19 protein-coding genes are annotated in these 17,921 nt (G+C 38.8%); 10 read left to right on the plus strand and 9 right to left on the minus strand.

Annotation, left to right across the window (positions count from 1 at the left end):
* Positions 1–2 precede the first annotated feature (2 nt).
* Both serC and IAG46_RS01815 read right to left on the minus strand, forming a co-directional pair.
* On the minus strand, positions 3–1,067 hold the full coding sequence (gene serC / locus IAG46_RS01810; RefSeq protein WP_190808609.1) for a 3-phosphoserine/phosphohydroxythreonine transaminase: 1,065 nt from the start codon (positions 1,065–1,067) through the stop codon (positions 3–5).
* 115 nt (positions 1,068–1,182) lie between these two features.
* Positions 1,183–2,229, minus strand: coding sequence for an acyl-CoA reductase (locus IAG46_RS01815; RefSeq protein WP_190808610.1), 1,047 nt, complete (start codon positions 2,227–2,229; stop codon positions 1,183–1,185).
* A gap of 90 nt (positions 2,230–2,319) precedes the next feature.
* On the opposite strand from IAG46_RS01815, the gene IAG46_RS01820 reads away from it, so the two are divergent.
* Positions 2,320–2,673 (plus strand): 4Fe-4S dicluster domain-containing protein, encoded by a 354-nt coding sequence (locus IAG46_RS01820; protein ID WP_190808611.1) that lies wholly within the window; start codon positions 2,320–2,322, stop codon positions 2,671–2,673.
* A gap of 3 nt (positions 2,674–2,676) precedes the next feature.
* Here IAG46_RS01820 and IAG46_RS01825 read toward each other — a convergent pair whose 3' ends face one another.
* Positions 2,677–3,453: an agmatinase family protein gene (locus IAG46_RS01825; protein ID WP_190808612.1), complete on the minus strand. Its 777-nt coding sequence runs from the start codon at positions 3,451–3,453 to the stop codon at positions 2,677–2,679.
* A 110-nt stretch (positions 3,454–3,563) separates the two neighbouring features.
* On the opposite strand from IAG46_RS01825, the gene IAG46_RS17730 reads away from it, so the two are divergent.
* The 5 genes from IAG46_RS17730 (at position 3,564) to IAG46_RS01845 (ending at position 10,650) form a co-directional block, all read left to right on the plus strand.
* Positions 3,564–3,692, plus strand: coding sequence for a hypothetical protein (locus IAG46_RS17730; RefSeq protein WP_255512456.1), 129 nt, complete (start codon positions 3,564–3,566; stop codon positions 3,690–3,692).
* Positions 3,693–3,840: 148 nt separating this feature from the next.
* Positions 3,841–4,935: a redox-regulated ATPase YchF gene (gene ychF / locus IAG46_RS01830; RefSeq protein WP_190808613.1), complete on the plus strand. Its 1,095-nt coding sequence runs from the start codon at positions 3,841–3,843 to the stop codon at positions 4,933–4,935.
* Between the two features lie 183 nt (positions 4,936–5,118).
* Entirely contained in the window at positions 5,119–6,969 is a 1,851-nt protein-coding gene (locus IAG46_RS01835) for a DNA topoisomerase IV subunit B (protein WP_190808614.1), read from the plus strand.
* A 30-nt stretch (positions 6,970–6,999) separates the two neighbouring features.
* The gene (locus IAG46_RS01840) at positions 7,000–9,627 is read left to right on the plus strand and encodes a DNA gyrase/topoisomerase IV subunit A (protein WP_190808615.1); all 2,628 of its coding nucleotides are present in this window, start codon (positions 7,000–7,002) and stop codon (positions 9,625–9,627) included.
* A 66-nt stretch (positions 9,628–9,693) separates the two neighbouring features.
* Positions 9,694–10,650: a sterol desaturase family protein gene (locus tag IAG46_RS01845; RefSeq protein WP_190808616.1), complete on the plus strand. Its 957-nt coding sequence runs from the start codon at positions 9,694–9,696 to the stop codon at positions 10,648–10,650.
* Here IAG46_RS01845 and IAG46_RS01850 read toward each other — a convergent pair whose 3' ends face one another.
* The 3 genes from IAG46_RS01850 to IAG46_RS01860 are packed head-to-tail and all read right to left on the minus strand — an operon-like array spanning position 10,651 to position 12,272.
* Positions 10,651–11,463: a TerC family protein gene (locus IAG46_RS01850; protein WP_190808617.1), complete on the minus strand. Its 813-nt coding sequence runs from the start codon at positions 11,461–11,463 to the stop codon at positions 10,651–10,653.
* Positions 11,464–11,465: 2 nt separating this feature from the next.
* Positions 11,466–11,843, minus strand: a complete 378-nt coding sequence (locus IAG46_RS01855) for a DNA topoisomerase IV (RefSeq protein ID WP_190808618.1) — start codon at positions 11,841–11,843, stop codon at positions 11,466–11,468.
* A 42-nt stretch (positions 11,844–11,885) separates the two neighbouring features.
* Positions 11,886–12,272, minus strand: coding sequence for a helix-turn-helix transcriptional regulator (locus IAG46_RS01860; protein WP_368668159.1), 387 nt, complete (start codon positions 12,270–12,272; stop codon positions 11,886–11,888).
* Positions 12,273–12,558: 286 nt separating this feature from the next.
* On the opposite strand from IAG46_RS01860, the gene IAG46_RS01865 reads away from it, so the two are divergent.
* The 3 genes from IAG46_RS01865 (at position 12,559) to IAG46_RS01875 (ending at position 14,787) form a co-directional block, all read left to right on the plus strand.
* Positions 12,559–13,668 carry a M14 metallopeptidase family protein gene (locus IAG46_RS01865; protein WP_190808619.1) on the plus strand — a complete coding sequence of 370 codons (1,110 nt, stop codon included), beginning with the start codon at positions 12,559–12,561 and terminating at the stop codon, positions 13,666–13,668.
* Between the two features lie 96 nt (positions 13,669–13,764).
* On the plus strand, positions 13,765–14,244 hold the full coding sequence (locus IAG46_RS01870; RefSeq protein WP_055392737.1) for an Lrp/AsnC family transcriptional regulator: 480 nt from the start codon (positions 13,765–13,767) through the stop codon (positions 14,242–14,244).
* Between the two features lie 18 nt (positions 14,245–14,262).
* A complete protein-coding gene (locus tag IAG46_RS01875; RefSeq protein WP_190808620.1) occupies positions 14,263–14,787 on the plus strand; it encodes a DinB family protein in 525 nt (174 codons plus the stop codon).
* A gap of 7 nt (positions 14,788–14,794) precedes the next feature.
* Here the strand turns inward: IAG46_RS01875 and IAG46_RS01880 are convergent, their stop codons facing one another.
* A complete protein-coding gene (locus tag IAG46_RS01880) occupies positions 14,795–15,130 on the minus strand; it encodes a hypothetical protein (RefSeq protein WP_223826547.1) in 336 nt (111 codons plus the stop codon).
* Between the two features lie 94 nt (positions 15,131–15,224).
* Positions 15,225–16,283, minus strand: a complete 1,059-nt coding sequence (aroB, locus tag IAG46_RS01885) for a 3-dehydroquinate synthase (protein WP_190808621.1) — start codon at positions 16,281–16,283, stop codon at positions 15,225–15,227.
* Positions 16,284–16,374: 91 nt separating this feature from the next.
* On the opposite strand from aroB, the gene IAG46_RS01890 reads away from it, so the two are divergent.
* Positions 16,375–17,547: a proline dehydrogenase family protein gene (locus IAG46_RS01890; protein ID WP_190808622.1), complete on the plus strand. Its 1,173-nt coding sequence runs from the start codon at positions 16,375–16,377 to the stop codon at positions 17,545–17,547.
* Here IAG46_RS01890 and IAG46_RS01895 read toward each other — a convergent pair.
* Positions 17,544–17,915, minus strand: coding sequence for a DUF4258 domain-containing protein (locus IAG46_RS01895; RefSeq protein ID WP_190808623.1), 372 nt, complete (start codon positions 17,913–17,915; stop codon positions 17,544–17,546). The two genes, IAG46_RS01890 and IAG46_RS01895, sit on opposite strands and share 4 nt — an antisense overlap.
* Between the last annotated feature and the right edge of the window lie 6 nt (positions 17,916–17,921).

A 17,921-nucleotide genomic window follows, 5' to 3' on the forward strand; every position in this document is an offset into this window, starting at 1 on the left:
TGTTATCCTTTCTTTTCCAATTCGCTCATGATATCAACTAACACACCCACGCTTTCCAACGGAAGGGCGTTGTACATGGAAGCTCTATATCCTCCAACCGAGCGGTGACCATTGATTCCGTTGATTCCAGCTTCTTTACATTTTTCATCGAAAATCTCTTTCAACGTTTCATCTGTAATGTTAAAGGTGGCGTTCATGTTAGAACGGTCTTCTTTAGCTGCAAATCCTGAGAAAACGGGATTCAATTCGATTTCGGAATAAATAAGGTTCGCTTTTCGTTCGTTGATTTCTTCTATTGCAGCTATGCCTCCTAAATCCTTCAACCATTGCATGGTAAGCATGGAGGTGTAAATCGCAAAAACAGGAGGGGTATTAAACATGCTATCCTTCCCTGCATGAACGGAATAGTCTAGCATAGACGGGATTTTTCTAGATACTTTCCCTAAAATATCTTCCTTCACTACCACCAATGTAGTTCCAGCAGGCCCCATATTCTTTTGTGCTCCAGCATAGATTAAATCGAATTTTGAAAAATCCAATTGACGTGAGAAAATATCGGAACTCATATCACATACCAATGGAACATTTGTTTTGGGAAAATCTTTTATCTGTGTTCCAAAGATGGTATTGTTGGAAGTAAGGTGTAGGTAATCCAAATCTTTGGGAATAGTATACCCTTTGGGTATATAGTTGAAGTTTTGGTCTTGTGAAGAGGCCACTTCCATAATCTCACCAAACAATCTAGCCTCTTTTATGGCCTTTAGGCTCCATGTTCCGGTGTTTACATAACCTGCTTTTTTCTCCAGAAGATTATAAGCAGACATTAAAAATTGGGTGCTGGCACCCCCTTGAAGAAACAATGCTTGGTATCCTTTGCCTTCCAATCCCAATAACTCCAAAGCTAGGGACCGTGCTTTGTCCATAATTGCAACAAACTCCTTGCTTCGGTGTGAAATCTCTATTAATGAGAGTCCTATGCCATCTAGTTCAACAACTGCTTCAGATGCTTTTTGCATTACTTCTTGAGGTAAAATACAAGGGCCTGCGCTAAAATTGTGCTTTTTCATGTGTTCGTTTAAAGGGTCATTACTGCAGGATTCTAGAAGAACATCCGGCAGAGTTGTTTTTAATTAAGCGGTAAAGGTCTTAAAAAATCTTGGATATGAAAACTGATTGGTTTCCCTAAAGTTCTAGCAGAAATTTCATGGTGTCGATACCATCGGCGTAATCATCCAACTGGGGTTTTTGGGTTTGGCCAAATGCAACTTCGTTGGCAAACAAGCCATGGGAAACTATACACTGAATGTCTCCTTCTTGAGTAGTCAATTTGTTTTTTAACGCATCCTCTGAATCGTAAAACGAGTAAAACACTGAGGCAATGGGGGAAGAAAAACTCTCATCCTCTTTTAAAATTACAAACCCATTATCCAGAATTTTGAATTCGCTCATCAAATAAACCGCTTTGTTGTAATCGTAATTGTTGGCGTATTTGTTTTGATTGATAATATCTTTATAAGCGAACAATGCATTAAAAAGTTGGTCGAAATCATAGTTTTTAGGAAGGTAGATTTTGGAAACATTTCGACACCCCAATCCCCAATACCTAAAAATATCCTCACCCAAAGCAGTTAGTTGTTTTTCTGTTTCGTTCCCAGTAAGAACGGCCACTGCATTTCTATTTTTTCGAATAATATTGGGCTTTTTGCCAAAGTAATATTCAAAATAGCGACTGGTATTATTACTTCCTGTTGCAATTACGGCATCAAAATGGTCAAACTTTCCTTCGGTAAATTCAATTGCATCCTTTAGTTCAGGTTCTTGATGAACCAAAAAATCTGATAAAAAAGGAAGCAGAACCTTATCATTTGAAGATGTTTTAGCCAGTACCTTATTGCCCGAAAGTAAAATACAAATGAAGTCATGAAATCCCACCAACGGAATGTTACCAGCCATAATCACACCAATGGTTTTAGATTGTCTTTTATCCCTTAATGAATAGTTTGAAAGCCATTGATCTAGATTTTCTTCCGTCAACAATGAAGACCAATGTTGTAATGAATGCATTAGATTTTCTTGTGTAAACCAGGAATTCTGCTGCTCAGCCCTGGTCAATGCATCATCTAGGGATAAAAATTGCTCCGGGGACCGGGAATTACGATTATCACAAAATTCCCTTAGATAATTTCCAAGTTTAACAAAAGCTTTCAATCTTCGGTTATCTGCCGTCATTATATTTGTACACTAATTTGGTAGGGTTTATTTTTGTCCCCCAAAAGTAAGCATGCTGAACTGATTTCAGTATAAAGGAAAAGGAAAATTATGGCAATTATCATAACAGACGAATGCATCAACTGTGGAGCTTGCGAGCCAGAGTGCCCAAACACCGCAATTTATGAAGGTGCTGATGAATGGCGATATAGTGATGGAACTTCTTTGGCAGGAGATGTTGTGCTTCCCGATGGCAAAGCTGTGAACGCTGATGAGGTACAAGAGCCCGTGAGCGATGAAATCTATTATATAGCCCCTGACAAGTGCACCGAATGCATGGGTTTCCATGAAGAACCACAATGCGCAGCTGTATGCCCGGTGGATTGCTGTATACCTGATGAAGACAGGGAAGAGTCTGAAGAGGTGCTTCTGGGAAAACAAAAATTTATGCACCCCGATGGTTAATTGCTAAAGCATTTTAGCTGCTATTTCCTTGAATAATTTTGCACAGACCATTGCAGTCATATCATTGATGTCCTTAGTTGGGTTGTATTCAACGATATCTGCGCCCACAAGCGGAGCTTCAATTTTCTGTATGATGTGGATTACTTGCCGGGTGCTTAACCCACCGGGTTCATGGTGCGAAACTCCTGGAGCGTATGCAGGGTCCAGAGCATCCATATCCAAAGAGAGGTATACTGGATTTTTAAATGCAGGCATTTGAAAGGAATGAAAATCCTTCATCTCATTGATTTTTACTCCAAACTTTTTGGCATTGACTCTCTGGGTATCGTTCAAGGTGCGGATACCTACTTGATATAAATTTTCGGCCAGCCCATTTTTCATGATGTTGTAAAAAGGGCAGGCATGTGAATATGGGTCGCCTTCAAAACTTTCATACAAATCGCCGTGCGCATCAATATGTAGAATATCTAACTGCCCGTGAATTGAGTGAAATGCCTGGATAATGGGAAAAGTAACGGAGTGATCACCACCGAACGTTATCATAGGGCTTCCGATTTCCAAATGTTTTGCAGTGGTTTCTGCAATATCAAAATAATCCTTGATGTTGTAATCACCTGTATCCTTAAATAAATCGGATACTATATTATTACCGTCCTCAGCATAATAATTAGCAGAATTACTGTGATATGCCTTTCGAATCAGAGGTGGAGCTAGGCTCGGACCTCTTAAAAAAGAGGATTTATTATCATATAAGATTCCTTGAATTGTAATTTTACCCATAGTCCAAAGTTAAAAATTGAAAAGAGAAGACTAAACATTAATTCTAACTTCAGCAAAGACCGTATCCTGGCATTTCTTGTTACTTTTGCGTGATCTTGGAAAATGAATCAATGGAAGAAAAGGAAAAGGAATATAGTGGATTCTGGAAGAATGCAGGTTGTATTCTCTCTGTGATTGCCATCTTTGGAATCCTAGCAGTGATTGTTATAGCTGTTTATATGTTTGCAAAAGGTTTTTAGTCCCACAAAACATGGTTTTCCATACAAAACTTCGGCTTATATTTGCAGCCTTAAATCAATGAACAATCGTCAATGTTTAGTAGACAGAAATCAACAACTATAGATTTGAATTCTGACTACTGAAATCTGATAGTAAAATATCTTTTTAATGAAAGCTGGTATTGTAGGATTACCCAACGTGGGAAAATCAACCCTTTTTAACTGCCTGTCCAACGCGAAGGCTCAAAGCGCCAATTTCCCATTCTGTACCATTGAACCCAATATTGGGGTAGTTAATGTTCCGGACCAAAGGTTGGAGAAATTGGAAGAATTGGTAGACCCGGAACGAGTTATTCCAGCTACCGTTGAAATCGTTGATATTGCCGGCTTGGTCAAAGGTGCAAGTAAAGGAGAGGGACTTGGCAACCAGTTTTTGGGAAATATTCGAGAAACAGATGCAATTCTTCATGTATTACGCTGCTTTGACAATGATAACATTGTGCATGTTGATGGTTCTATAGATCCTATAAGAGATAAGGAAACCATTGATATGGAACTCCAGTTAAAAGATTTGGAAAGCGTTGAAAAGAAGTTGGACAAGGTAAAACGTGCAGCAAAAACAGGAAACAAAGAAGCTCAAAAGGAAGCGGCGATTTTAGCACTACTGAAGGAAGGTCTCGAAGCGGGAACATCCGTACGTGCGATTGATGTGAGTGAAGATGGACGAACGGAATTTGTAAAACCCTTGCAGTTGATCACGGATAAACCCGTAATGTATGTGTGCAATGTGGATGAAGGAGCTGCAACAGAGGGGAATGCCTATGTTGAAAAAGTAAAAGAAGCCGTGGCCAATGAAAATGCAGAAGTTATTTTTCTTGCCGTGGGAACCGAAGCGGATATCACAGAACTGGAAACCTACGAAGAGCGCCAAATGTTCTTGGAAGACGTAGGTCTTTCCGAACCAGGATCGGCTAAACTGATTCGTGGGGCCTATACTTTATTGGATTTGGAAACTTATTTTACCGCAGGTGTAAAAGAAGTTAGGGCTTGGACCATACCCGTTGGTGCAACCGCTCCACAAGCAGCAGGTGTTATCCATACCGATTTTGAAAAAGGATTTATTCGTGCAGAAGTTATTTCCTATACTGATTATGTGCACTATGGTACCGAAGCCAAAGTCAAAGAAGCCGGGAAAATGCGTGTGGAAGGAAAAGAGTATATTGTTAAGGATGGAGATGTAATGCATTTTCGTTTCAACGTATAAGTTTTGTATATACGGTATGGTACGAATTGGGCCAATTCCCTAAAACTAATTCTTGCCGAACACCAAATATGCATTTGTTTTACCGAATATAGGTATATCAACAGCATTTGTTGATTACTTTCTATTGCCCACACTTTTATTTTTATAGCTAAATTTTATATTAGCGAGGATTAACCCTAACTAATGTCACAAACCCAGTATACAGAGGAAAATATTCGGTCGTTGGATTGGAAGGAGCATATTCGCATGCGTCCTGGAATGTATATTGGTAAACTTGGTGATGGCTCTTCGGCCGATGATGGTATTTATATTCTCCTTAAGGAGGTCATCGATAACTGTATTGATGAGTTTGTGATGGGTGCCGGTAAAACTATCGACATTAATATCCGGGAAAATGTTGTCAATGTAAGGGACTATGGTCGTGGCATTCCCTTGGGAAAAGTGGTTGATGTAGTATCTAAAATGAACACCGGTGGAAAATATGATACCCGAGCATTTAAGAAATCTGTTGGATTAAATGGGGTAGGTACTAAAGCCGTCAACGCACTATCTAATTTTTTTAAGGTTGAGTCCATTAGAGATGGCAAAATAAAAGCCGCTGAATTTAAAGCCGGTAATCTGGTGAATGAAGAATTGGAAGATTCTTCAAAACGAAGGGGCACCAAAGTAAGCTTTGTTCCGGATGAATCCATTTTTAAAAAATACAAGTATAGAAACGAGTATGTAGAACGCATGCTCAAAAACTATGTGTACCTGAATCCAGGACTTACTATTGTTTTCAATGGCGAAAAATTCTTTTCAGAGAATGGCTTAAAGGATTTGTTAGAGGATAACAATAACCAGGAAGATTTCCTTTATCCCATAATTCACCTAAAAGGAGACGATATTGAAGTAGCCATTACACATAGTAGAACACAGTATAGCGAAGAATATCATTCCTTCGTAAACGGACAGCATACAACGCAAGGTGGAACCCATCAGGCAGCATTTCGGGAGGCAATTGTAAAGACCATCAGGGATTTTTACGGCAAAAACTACGATGCTTCCGATATTCGAAAATCTATTATCTCTGCAGTTTCCATAAAGGTGATGGAGCCGGTTTTCGAAAGTCAGACAAAAACCAAGCTAGGTTCGACCGATATGGGAGGGAAACTGCCCACAGTGCGCACCTACATCAACGATTTTGTTGGAAAGTATCTTGATAATTATTTACATAAGAACCAAACCACGGCTGAAGCCATTCAGCGAAAAATTGTACAAGCAGAAAAAGAACGCAAAGAGCTTTCCGGTATTCGAAAACTGGCTCGAGACCGAGCCAAAAAAGCAAGTCTGCACAATAAAAAACTTCGTGATTGCCGTGTTCATCTTCAAGACATGAAGAAGGACAGAAGATTGGAGTCCACATTATTTATAACAGAGGGGGATTCAGCTTCAGGGTCAATCACCAAATCAAGGGATGTGAATACCCAAGCTGTTTTTAGTTTACGGGGAAAACCTTTGAACTCCTACGGGATGTCCAAGAAAATCGTTTATGAGAACGAAGAATTCAACTTGCTTCAAGCGGCATTGAATATTGAGGAGTCCATGGAAGACCTCCGATACAATAATATTGTTATCGCGACGGATGCCGATGTAGATGGAATGCATATAAGATTACTATTGATTACATTCTTTCTTCAATTTTTTCCGGAATTGATCAAGGAAAACCATCTGTACATTCTTCAAACACCTCTTTTTAGAGTGCGAAACAAAAAGGAAACTATTTATTGTTATAGTGAGGAGGAAAGAAGAAATGCAATTCAAAAACTGACCGGCAAACCAGAAATTACCCGATTTAAGGGATTGGGTGAGATTTCCCCAGATGAATTCCAACATTTTATTGGAGATGATATCCGTTTGGAGCCAGTGATGTTGGACAAAGCCATGAGTATTGATAACTTATTGAAATTCTATATGGGCAAGAATACCCCGGATCGTCAGGAATTCATCATAAAAAACCTTAAAGTAGAACTTGATTTAATAGAAGAAAAATAACTATAAACCAATAAAATGCATTCCTTCTAAATGGAAGAGAACGAAGAACTGAATGATGAAGGTTTAGAGAACCAAGACAATTCCCAAGATACACTTACCCGGGTAACCGGCATGTACAAGGATTGGTTTTTGGACTATGCTTCCTATGTGATTTTAGAACGTGCAGTTCCTGCCATCGAAGATGGCTTCAAGCCTGTGCAACGCAGGATTATGCATGCGTTGAAGGAATTGGACGACGGACGATACAATAAAGTGGCCAATGTTGTTGGGCATACTATGCAATACCATCCTCACGGTGATGCCAGTATTGCGGATGCAATGGTGCAGATTGGGCAAAAAGATTTACTTATTGATACCCAAGGAAACTGGGGTAACATTCTTACAGGTGACGGCGCCGCCGCTTCCCGATATATTGAAGCCAGACTTTCAAAATTTGGTCTTGAGGTAGTTTATAGCCCAAAAATCACAGAATGGCAGCTGTCCTATGATGGACGTAAAAAAGAACCGGTAAATCTTCCGGTAAAATTCCCTTTACTGCTTGCTCAAGGAGCTGAGGGTATAGCGGTTGGATTGTCAACTAAGATTTTACCGCACAATTTTAACGAATTGATAGATGCTTCCATAAAGCATTTACGTGGACAGGGGTTTAAGTTATTTCCCGATTTTCCTACAGCAGGAATTATTGATGTTACCAACTATAATGAGGGTTTACGTGGCGGCAAAATTCGAGTTCGCGCCAAGATATCGACCTTCGACAAAAACACCTTGGTCATCAAGGAAATACCCTATGGAACCAACACTTCATCCCTTATCGATTCCATTTTAAAGGCCAACGATAAAGGTAAGATCAAGGTCAAAAGGATTGAAGATAATACTGCGGCAGAAGTGGAGATATTGGTTCACTTGCCCAGTGGTATTTCTCCGGATAAAACCATCGATGCGCTTTACGCCTTCACCGCTTGCGAATCTTCCATATCGCCTTTGGGCTGTATCATAGAGGACAACAAACCGTTGTTTATCGGAGTTCGTGAAATGTTGGAGCGTTCTACTGATTATACCGTTGAATTATTAAAAGCAGAGCTTGAAATTCAGCTCGGTGAATTGGAGGAACAATGGCATTTTGCCTCTTTGGAGCGTATTTTTATCGAAAACAGAATCTATCGCGATATTGAAGAAGAGGAGACCTGGGAGGGGGTCATAGCGGCAATTGACAAAGGTTTGAAGCCTCATACAAAAAATCTGAAAAGAGCCGTGACCGAAGAAGATATTGTTCGGTTGACCGAAATCCGGATCAAAAGAATTTCCAAATTCGATTTAGAGAAAGCCCAACAGTTAATTGAGGGCTTAGAGGAAAAAATTGCACAGACCAAACATCATTTGGAGCACTTGGTGGATTATGCCATCGATTATTTCAAGGAACTCAAAAAGAAGTATGGAAAAGGTCGAGAACGAAAATCGGAAATAAAAATATTCGATGATATCGAGGCTACGAAAGTAGTAATTCGAAATACCAAACTGTATGTTAATCGTGAGGAAGGGTTTATTGGAACTTCCTTAAGAAAAGATGAATATGTCACCGATTGTAGTGATATAGACAACATTATTGTCTTTACCAAAAAAGGGGAGATGATGGTGACAAAAGTGGATTCCAAAACATTTATTGGCAAAAACATCATCCATGTTAGTGTCTTTAAAAAGAAGGATAATCGCACCACCTATAATATGATCTATAAAGATGGGAGGGGAGGTCCTAGCTATATAAAAAGATTCAACGTAACCGGGGTAACCCGCGATAAAATGTACGAGTTGGCCGGAGGGAAACCGTCAGCGGAGGTGCTTTATTTTTCAGCAAATCCAAATGGAGAGGCCGAGGTAATAACCGTTATGCTGCGTCAATCTGGTAGTATCAAAAAGTTGAAATGGGATCTTGATTTTGCCGATTTAATAATAAAAGGTAGGGCTTCCAAAGGAAATTTGGTCACCAAATATGCAGTCAAACGAATTGAACTCAAGGAAAAAGGAGTTTCAACACTAAAACCCAGAAAAATCTGGTTCGATGATATTGTAAGTCGATTAAATGTTGACGGAAGGGGAGAACTCTTGGGTGACTTTAAAGGGGATGACCTTTTATTGATTATGGATCAGAAGGGAAAAGTAAAAACAATTCCGCCAGATTTGTTGACTCGCTTTAATGACGATATGATCGTGTTAGAAAAATGGAATCCTAAAAAACCAATTTCTGTTGTCCATTATGAAGGCGAAAAAGAACGCTATTATATAAAGCGCTTTTTGATAGAAAACGCGAACAGGGAGGAATTGGTGATTTCGGAACACCCTAAGTCACATCTCGAACTGGCTTCTACAGATTGGAGGCCAATGATTGAAATTGAGTTTTCAAAACCTAGGGGAAAGGATGCCAAGCCAAGCCAACAGGTGGATATTGAGAATTTCATATCAGTAAAAGGTATAAAAGCCGTAGGAAATCAGCTAACCTCAGAAAAAGTCAAGAATATTAACACATTACCCTCATTACCTTTTGAAGAGCCGAAAGAGCCCATTCCAGAAGAGATGGAGGTGATAGATGAGGAAAGCGTGGACTTTTCGAGCGAAAATATGGATTCGAAAGATGATAGTTCAGAACAAACTACTTTGTTTTAATGCATTATTCTACCTATTTTGCCGACCAAGTTGTACACACCTAACCCAAAAGCATAAATTTTTTATATGGATCTCACCAACCCGTTAGTCTACGGCGTACCTGTTTTTATTGCCTTTATTTTATTTGAACTCACATACAGTAAAACGCATGGTGATGATCATTTGTACAATTGGAAAGATTTAGCGGCCAGTGGTTTTATGGGTGTTGGGTCTGCCCTATTGGGACCATTATTTAAAGTAATATTCGCGATAGTGCTTTTTGAATCCGTATACGAATTGTGCAATCCAATTGTAAACGATGTTAGACAAAATGTCCTTGGGTACAAATCTTTTGGTTATGCATGGTATATTTGGCTGCTTTGTCAACTAGCAGATGATTTTACCTATTATTGGTTTCACAGAGCCAACCATGAGATACGAATTTTATGGGCAGCGCATATTGTACATCACTCGTCGGATAACTACAATTTAGGAACAGCAGTGCGCAACGGATGGTTTACCATTCTGTACAAGCCACTTTTTTATATGTGGATGCCGGCCATCGGTTTTCCGCCGGAAATGGTTGTGGTCTGTTTGGGAATCGAAGCACTGTGGCAATTTCAACTGCACTCCGTTTATGTGCCTAAGATGGGGTTTATTGAAAAAATATTCAATACCCATACCATGCACCAAGTACACCATGCCCAGAATGTGGAATATTTGGATAAAAACCATGGGGGATTCTTAAATATTTTTGATAAAATGTTTGGAACTTGGAAAGAACTGGATGATGATATTGATGTGAAATATGGGGTAATTCATGCCCCAGAGTCATACAATCCAGTTGTGATCCTCACTCATGAGTTTAAGGATATTTGGAATGACATGAAGAAATCGAAAAAGCTTTCCCACAAATTCATGTATGTTTTCGGCCCACCGGGGTGGAGCCATGACGGAAGTACTTTAACTGTAAAACAGCAGCAAAAACTTCAGAAAAAGCACGAAAAGCTACACCCAAAATTGGCGTATCAACGGCCCAATTAATTAGTCCTCCAATACTTCATTGTCCTTGGTTTTGTTCTTTTTCATCCTGAGATCAAAGAACTCCACCATAAGAGAGAAGGCTATGGCAAAATAGAGATACCCTTTCGGAATAGCCCCAACTTCATTATCGAAAACGATTAAATGGGATAAGTGTGCCGCCTCGGCAATTAGCATAAACCCAATCAGAATAAGGAATGACAATCCGAGCACTTGAACGGAGGGATGCCTGTTCACAAACTCACCAACAGGATTGGCGAACAGCATCATAATAATAACAGATACAACAACCGCTGTAATCATCAACACCAAGGCGTCGGTGGGATTTGGAGAAATACCATTGGTCATTCCGATGGCCGTAAGTATGGAATCGAATGAGAAAACAATGTTGATAACGGTTATTTGAATAATTGCATTTGTAAGAGAAGAGGACCTGGATTTGGTAACCTCACGCTCATCATGACCTCTATCTTCAATTTTTTCATGTATTTCCTTCGTACTCTTATATAAAAGAAAGAGTCCGCCTAAAAACAAAATTACGGCTTGCCAACTAATACCTCCAGTAACCCAACTTTCGTCAAGCACCAAAAAGGGTTTTTTCATTTTAGTTAGCCAGGTTATTCCAAAAAGCAAGAGTATTCTCATGCCCATTGCCAAGACCAATCCAACGTTGGTGGCCTTCCTTCTGTCCTTCTTTTCAAGCTTTCCTGCGGCTATAGAAATAAAAATAATGTTGTCTATTCCTAATATTATCTCCAAAAAGGTCAGGGTAAGCAATGCCATCCAGGCATCTGGGCTGGTAAAAATCTCAAACATGGTCAGTGTATTTTAAAAGCGGTTCCTTTAAATTTACGTTTATCGCCAATGGCGTTATATTCAAATGTATAAGAAGAATCTGAAGTTGTCAATATTTTTATGTGGATAGATTTCTCCTCTGCTTTGTTTTTAGGATTAAGATTCTTGAGAACATATTCGCAGTCGTTGATCCATCGTACTGAAGATGTATCTTGTTTACCTTCAAAAAAATCGACCTCCGTATCTAAACTTCTAATAAAAGTTGTGGTTTTATCCTCGCCATCAATATTGGTAGTGAACGAGAACTCGCCTGTTTTGAAATTATTACAATTGCGTTCCGGAGGTGCTTCGCAGGCCGCTAAAAGAACCAATCCCGTAAAAAGGAATAAAGATTTAAGCATAGCTGCAAAGTAAAAGCAAAGAATGGAATTTAAGGAACTGTCCTATGTATTTTTTGCGTTAAAAGACTCGAAGGAACCATCGGAATAGAAAATAACAATTTTAACTGCCTCCCTTTCGTTTTGTGAAACAATGGTTTTCGTTATAGCTGACTTAATTTTTTCTTGTGAGCTGTTATCCTCGATAGGAGAGGTGGTTGCCATTTGCGGCTTGGCAGGAAATTCCCCTTTGCCATTTAAGAGCCAATACAAATTCACTTCAGGATAAGTTTGAACAACCTTAAGAACGAAATCAAGACTAGGTCTATTTCTGCCATTCAACAAATGGGAAATACTAGATCGTTGCACACCAATTTTATCGGCAAAGGTAGAAACCGTTAACCCGTAATGCGTTATTATGGTTCGAATTCGCTCTATCATTAAATCATTCACAATTGTACCATTTATCTATATAAAAATAGCTAATAAATAGTTGTATACCAAGTAAAGATGTTAATCAAATTCATGTAAAAGGTTAAAATATACATTAAATAAAACAGATTAAATAATTGATTAGTAGCTTGTTATGCGTTATTCATAATATTGTTCAATTTCTTGTTTACAACTGTATCAATATCACATCAAACACGAGACTCATGTAAATTAATTGAAACAAAATAATTTACATATGTAACTTTTTTATGATTTACTTTTGTAAACTTGGCGAGATAAAAATGTAATGATGAACCACGGGAATTTCAAGGAGGAATCTATTAAGGGCAGGTACATCACTTTGGATAGGTTGGAAAACTATTTGACCAAATTGAAAATTTCCGAAACAAAAGTAGAAGGTGAATCGGTGAATGGACGACCTATCAAATCCTTGTTACTCGGCAAAGGGTCCTTAAAGATTTTGATGTGGTCCCAAATGCACGGCAACGAATCAACCACTACAAAAGCGGTATTGGATTTGGTCAATTTCTTGAAATCCCAAAATAAAATTGCCCAATCAATAGTTGAAACGTGCACCTTATTAATTGTTCCAATATTAAACCCAGATGGCGCGAAAAACTATACGCGAGTAAATGCGAATGCTGTGGACTTGAATAGGGATGCCAAACAATTGACGCAGCCAGAAAGTAAAGTACTTTGTAAACTCTTCAATGAATTCAAACCAGCTTATTGTTTCAATTTACATGATCAACGTACTCTTTTTAGCGTGGGGAATAGTAATAAACCTGCTACGGTTTCCTTTTTGTCCCCTTCAAGCGATGAGAGCAGAAAGTTAACCCCAACAAGGGAAACAGCTATGAGGTTGATCGTGGCCATGAATGCAAAATTGCAAGCATTGATTCCTGGGCAAGTGGGTAGGTATGATGATGGATTTAACGAAAATTGCGTTGGGGATTCGTTCCAAATGGAAGCTGTTCCAACAATTTTATTTGAGGCTGGCCATTACCCAAATGATTATCAAAGGGAGAAAACTAGGGAATTTATTTTTTATGCACTGGTCGGTGGCATTGAAACAATTTCGAATGGGAATATTGAGGAATTCAAAACGGATGATTATTTCAAGATTCCGGAAAATGAAAAATTGTTCTACGATATCCTTGTGTACAATGCTGAAAATGTCAATTCAGAATTGGAAAGTAATACCGGTGTTGGAATTCGCTATAAAGAGGTGCTAGAGGATAACATGATAAATTTTGTTCCCGAGATTGCAGAAATTGAGAATGTAGAGGGCTTTTTTGGTCATGAAACTTTCGATTGCACAAATACAGAAGATTTGAATCTGCTTAATAAAAGGAAAGATGTTCTGGATTTGCTTCAAGATGTAAGAAAATTGTGATGCATTTTGAGTAAACGTTACATTTTGTTTAAAAAATCGCCAATTTTTTTAAATATAATTTCTTAATTAACTAATTTTGCTGCAAATAATCACACAATGAGCAAAGTAAAATTAGACGAGATTGACCACCAGATTTTAGATATGTTGATTGACAATACACGTACACCGTTCACGGATATTGCCAAAAAATTGCTGATCTCTGCGGGAACGGTCCACGTAAGAGTTAAGAAAATGGAAGAATCCGGAATCATTAAAGGTTCTTCTTTGACTTTGGATTATGTTAAACTCGGTTACTCGTTTATTGCATATGTGGGTATTTTTCTTGAGAAAACCCATCAGACCAAATTTGTATTGGAACGTCTCAACCAAATACCTTATGTTACCGTTGCTCATATTACCACAGGAAAGTTCAACATCTTCTGTAAGATAAGGGCAAAGGATACGACACATGCAAAGAATATCATTTTTAAGATTGATGATATTGATGGTATCAGTAGAACGGAGACCATGATCTCTCTTGAAGAAAGTATCAACGATAAAAAACGTTTGATGCATACCATTTTCAACGAACTTTAATTTACAATTACTTAAACAATGCGTGTATCTGATCTTTCCACTTCGGAATACAATCCCTTTTATCATAATTATATTTTATCCGCAGGAGAAAATACGTTGTTAGCCGAATTGAAGAATGGAAAGGCTGAATTGATTTCTTTCCTCGAAAATTTGGCGGAAGATAAATTGGGGCATGCCTATGCAGATGGTAAATGGACTTTAGCGGAACTTTTGATTCATATAATTGATGCTGAACGTGTTTTTCAATACAGAGCATTACGTTTTGCTCGAAATGACAAAACTGCCTTAGCTGGATTTGATCAAGATGTATATGTTCCACAATCAAATGCGGGAGCGAGGACCAAGCAAGATATAATAGAGGAGTACAAGACTGTAAGGGCGTCGACCCAAAGTCTGTTTCGTTCTTTTGATGATGAAGCGTTAAAAAGGGTTGGTGTGGCCAGTGGTTCAGAAATGAGCACAAGGGCCATGGGCTTTATAATTTGTGGACATCAGGCCCATCACCTAAAAATTATTCACGAACGCTACCTAGGACAAGAGTAGATATTTACTATAGGCTATTATTTTCAGTATCGTTCTCTGATTCCATTTCCTGATTCGGCATAGGATTTTCTTCAGTTCCTAAAACAGCTTCTGACTTTGAGGATTTGTCCAGTTCCTTTTCAATGTTTTCTTCGAAATTGGAGATAAAATTGGAAAGACTCTTGCTTATTTTAACCAAATAAATGGCATCGATAGTTTTTACTTCAACCGCTTCTATGATTTCTCCGTTGGGTTTTTTAAGGGTGATAATATCTTCATCCCCATAACCGTAGGGGTAAGAATCAATAAGAACTGCGGCCACATCGTGGTCCAGTTTTTTGTAATCGATTAGGATTCGTTTCATGGTAGATCAGGTTTTTGATTTCTCATCCTAATCTATAAATTTTTAAAACTGATAAACGTAAAGAGTTGTAAACGATGGGTTTTAGTATATGTACCTATTGTTCTTTGTAGTAAGCGAATGCTTTTTCGAAAAGATTTTCAGGAACTCTAACATCAGTAACCGCATTTCCAATGGCGTGCAACAATACAAAGTTTACCTCGCCATGAGAATTCTTTTTATCATAGATCAAAAGCTGCAGTATCGCATGTATATCGTCCTGGTCAAACTCCACCCGTTGAAAATGATTTAGAAAAGTCTCCTTTATCTCTTGAAGCGATAGTTTTGACAAGCCCTTGAGCTCATGTGAAAGATATCCTTCAAGGATCATTCCAATAGCAATCGCTTCCCCATGAAGTAAAGTCGGTTTGTCTTTGCTCTCCAGAAAATAGGATTCTATGGCATGGCCCAGAGTATGACCAAAATTCAAGATTTTCCGAAGACCTTGTTCCGTAGGGTCTTGACTAACGACGTCATTTTTTATGGCTATAGAATGTTTTATACACTTAGCATCTGCAAAATTGTCCATCGAACGCAGACTTTTCCAGTACTCGGCATCTATGATCAGACCATGTTTCAGCATTTCGGCAAAACCACTTTTTATCTGTCTTGTTTCGAGGGTTTTCAAAAATTCAGGAAAAACCAATACCATTTGTGGTTGATTGATAACCCCGATTTGGTTTTTGAGTGCCCCAAGGTCAACACCGGTTTTTCCTCCTATAGAAGCATCAACCATGGCCAGTAGGGTAGTGGGAACGTTAATGAAGTCTATCCCTCTTTTAAAAGTAGAGGCCACAAAACCACCAAGATCGGTGAGCACCCCGCCACCAAGATTGATTAGAAGACTTCTTCTGTCGCCCCCTTGATCAGAGAGCCATTCCCAAACCAATGAACATGTGCCAATATGTTTATGGATTTCTCCGGCCTTTATTTCAAAGACATCATCAGGTGCCATTCCAAGTTTGTTCATAAACTCAGGTAGGCAGTGCACTTTAGTGTTTTCATCAACCAAAACAAATACTTTGGAATAATCACTCTTGGCAATATGTTGCGTAAGCGAAGCTTGGGCGAGCTCCTCCATATGAACTTCGTAAGCGAGTGATTTGATTGATTCCATAATTTGGTTTGCAGTGCAAAATAAAGACTATTTTAATAGATAATCTTCCCAAAGACCGACTTATATTTGAATCTTTAAAAGATTCCTAATAATGCATCCGAATTTTGAGAATACCGCAACGGCATTTCAACTAAAAACCGACTCCGAATTAGAACGAGCTTACTTTCTTTTCAGATTAATTGCGAACGAACCACTGGTAAAAATTGGCACAGCTGTAACCAATTTCGCGTTAAAGGCCCACCTTCCTATTGAAGGTTTGGTCAGGGCTACCGTGTTTGACCATTTTTGTGGGGGAGTAAACGAAGAAGATTGCCTGCCAATCATTGACAAAATGTATGGAAAGGGAGTCTGTTCCATTTTGGATTATTCTGTGGAAGGAAAGGAAATCGAAGATCAATTTGATTTTGCATTGTCCAAAACACTGGAGGTACTAAACTTTGTAAAGGAAAAAGATGCCATCCCATTTGCTGTTTTTAAACCCACCGGCTTTGGACGTTTTGAACTGTATGAAAAAGTCAGTGCTGGGATAGCATTGAATGAAGAAGAATCCCAGGCTTGGGAGCGTATTCTAAATCGGTATGACCAGGTGTGTAAAAAGGCGCATGATTTAGAAGTGGCTTTGCTTATTGATGCGGAGGAAAGCTGGATGCAAGACGCCGCGGATGACATCACCCTGGATATGATGCGAAAGTACAATACCAAGAAAACCATTGTGTACAATACGCTTCAGATGTACCGTTGGGATAGAATGGATTATCTAAAAAAGATATTGGATATCGCTAAATCCGAAGGATTTAAGATTGGACTCAAAGTGGTCCGAGGCGCTTATATGGAAAAAGAAAATGACAGGGCTGAAGAAATGGGATACCAAAGCCCAATTTGTGCATCGAAAAAAGCAACGGATGAGAACTTCGATGCCGCAATTACTTTTATGATGGAGCATTTAAACAGCCTTTCCATTTTTGCCGGAACCCATAATGAGGAAAGCTGCTTAAAGTTGATCAAGCAGATGGAGGAAAAGGGAGTAGCTCCAAATGACTCGAACATTTGGTTTGGCCAATTGTATGGAATGAGCGATCATATTACCTATAACTTAACGGCCGAAGAATTTAATGCTGCCAAGTATGTACCTTATGGTCCAGTAAAAGATGTTATGCCCTATTTGATTCGTCGCGCAGAGGAAAACACTTCCGTGGCCGGACAAACCACCCGTGAACTTTCACTATTGCAAAAGGAAAAGAAAAGAAGGAAGTTGGACCTTTAATTTTCAGGTTGTACATCAACAACGGTGATTTGGTTTTCACAATTCTTTGCCGTTAAAATCATTTCTTTTCCATCAACAGATTGTGAAATATGATAGGTTTTACAAGGCTTGGATTTGGTGTCACTTTTACCAAAGTCGATGTCCCCATCAGTCAAAAAAGACTTTATTAATAGTGTATCTTTTTCTTGGTTGAACTCTTCAGAAAAAACTATTGGTTTAGAACGCATGTCCTTCAAAACCCGGCAATTGGGAAAATAACAGAATTCAATTCCATTTTCACCAGATTTTTTCTTTAAAAAGAAAACAAGAAATACAATTCCAATAGATAGTCCAACCAGATACCATCCCAAGCGTCTCAAAAATGCCATTCGCTA

The sequence above is a fragment of the Flagellimonas sp. S3867 genome (assembly GCF_014698935.1).
Classification (GTDB): Bacteria; Bacteroidota; Bacteroidia; order Flavobacteriales; family Flavobacteriaceae; genus Flagellimonas.

Coding starts and splice junctions, on each gene's coding strand:
- serC (WP_190808609.1), bottom strand. CDS start 1,067: ATGAAAAAGCACAATTTTAGCGCAGGCCCTTGTATTTTACCTCAAGAA.
- IAG46_RS01815 (WP_190808610.1), bottom strand. CDS start 2,229: ATGACGGCAGATAACCGAAGATTGAAAGCTTTTGTTAAACTTGGAAAT.
- IAG46_RS01820 (WP_190808611.1), top strand. CDS start 2,320: ATGGCAATTATCATAACAGACGAATGCATCAACTGTGGAGCTTGCGAG.
- IAG46_RS01825 (WP_190808612.1), bottom strand. CDS start 3,453: ATGGGTAAAATTACAATTCAAGGAATCTTATATGATAATAAATCCTCT.
- IAG46_RS17730 (WP_255512456.1), top strand. CDS start 3,564: ATGGAAGAAAAGGAAAAGGAATATAGTGGATTCTGGAAGAATGCAGGT.
- ychF (WP_190808613.1), top strand. CDS start 3,841: ATGAAAGCTGGTATTGTAGGATTACCCAACGTGGGAAAATCAACCCTT.
- IAG46_RS01835 (WP_190808614.1), top strand. CDS start 5,119: ATGTCACAAACCCAGTATACAGAGGAAAATATTCGGTCGTTGGATTGG.
- IAG46_RS01840 (WP_190808615.1), top strand. CDS start 7,000: ATGGAAGAGAACGAAGAACTGAATGATGAAGGTTTAGAGAACCAAGAC.
- IAG46_RS01845 (WP_190808616.1), top strand. CDS start 9,694: ATGGATCTCACCAACCCGTTAGTCTACGGCGTACCTGTTTTTATTGCC.
- IAG46_RS01850 (WP_190808617.1), bottom strand. CDS start 11,463: ATGTTTGAGATTTTTACCAGCCCAGATGCCTGGATGGCATTGCTTACC.
- IAG46_RS01855 (WP_190808618.1), bottom strand. CDS start 11,843: ATGCTTAAATCTTTATTCCTTTTTACGGGATTGGTTCTTTTAGCGGCC.
- IAG46_RS01865 (WP_190808619.1), top strand. CDS start 12,559: ATGATGAACCACGGGAATTTCAAGGAGGAATCTATTAAGGGCAGGTAC.
- IAG46_RS01870 (WP_055392737.1), top strand. CDS start 13,765: ATGAGCAAAGTAAAATTAGACGAGATTGACCACCAGATTTTAGATATG.
- IAG46_RS01875 (WP_190808620.1), top strand. CDS start 14,263: ATGCGTGTATCTGATCTTTCCACTTCGGAATACAATCCCTTTTATCAT.
- IAG46_RS01880 (WP_223826547.1), bottom strand. CDS start 15,130: ATGAAACGAATCCTAATCGATTACAAAAAACTGGACCACGATGTGGCC.
- aroB (WP_190808621.1), bottom strand. CDS start 16,283: ATGGAATCAATCAAATCACTCGCTTACGAAGTTCATATGGAGGAGCTC.
- IAG46_RS01890 (WP_190808622.1), top strand. CDS start 16,375: ATGCATCCGAATTTTGAGAATACCGCAACGGCATTTCAACTAAAAACC.
- IAG46_RS01895 (WP_190808623.1), bottom strand. CDS start 17,915: ATGGCATTTTTGAGACGCTTGGGATGGTATCTGGTTGGACTATCTATT.